This window comes from Aureispira sp. CCB-QB1 (genome assembly GCF_000724545.1).
Lineage (GTDB): Bacteria > Bacteroidota > Bacteroidia > Chitinophagales > Saprospiraceae > Aureispira.
Window position 1 is genome coordinate 1 of record NZ_JHBV01000067.1, and the last position, 1113, is coordinate 1113.

1 protein-coding gene is annotated in these 1113 nt (G+C 36.8%); it reads left to right on the forward strand.

Annotated features, from left to right (window positions below; translation table 11 throughout):
- The coding region (locus CG11_RS26165; RefSeq protein ID WP_231512840.1) for a C25 family cysteine peptidase at positions 1-1113 on the forward strand (1113 nt) is incomplete at both ends.

Genomic DNA, 1113 nt, shown 5'->3' on the forward strand with positions numbered 1-1113 from the left:
TGTGGGTCGATTGCCAGCTGCTAATATTGCTGAAGCGAGAACATTGGTCAACAAAATTATCAATTATGAAACCAATCCTGATGCTTTTAAAGACTGGAAAAATAGACTTTGTTTTGTAGCAGATGATGAAGATGGCAATGCCTATTTTAGAGATGCACAATATACGGCTCAAATTAGTGAAGCACAAAACAATAATTACAACATTGAAAAAGTATATTTAGATGCTTTTCAACAAGTGAGCACTGCTGGTGGCGAACGATATCCCGATGCCCAAAATGCATTGTTAGATATTTTGTTCAAAGGTGCTTTTATTGTCAACTATTTTGGACATGGAGGGGATGACGGTTGGTCACAAGAGCGTGTCTTTACAAGTAGTAATATCAATGCTCTAACCAATGTTGATAAATTGCCATTATTTATTACAGCAACTTGCTCTTTTAGTCCTCATGATAATCCAACCACCGTTTCCGCAGGTGAATTATTGTTACTCAACCCTAATGGCGGTGCTATCTCCCTGTTTACAACTGTTCGAGTTGTTGTTGCGGATGATAATGCGACACTGGTTCAGCATACCTTTGATGTTATTTTTGATAAAAAGCCAAATGGAGAAATGCCAACAACAGGAGAAGTATTGCAATTTTCTAAAAACAATGCGGCTATTCCGTCTCCTGTAAATTCAAGGAAATATGCTTTGTTGGGCGATCCGACCATGAAACTAGCCTATCCTCATCACGATGTAAGAACAATACAAATTAACAACCAAGCCATTACCAATCAAGATACCATTCATGCATTAGAGCTGGTAACCATCTCTGGAGAAATTGTCGATAACAATGGCAATAAGGTCTCTAACTTCAATGGAACTATTTATCCAACTGTTTTTGACAAACAAGATCAATTGAGGACATTAGGTAATGACAATGATAGCCATCCTGCTAATTTCTTTTTACGAAAAAAAATTATCTTCAAAGGACAAGCAAGCGTTGTTAATGGCAATTTTAGCTTTTCTTTTATGGTACCTAAAGACATCAACTACTCGTTGGGATATGGTAAAATTTCTTACTATGCCGAAAATCAATCCAATTTGGATGCTCATGGTAATTATGACGGTAT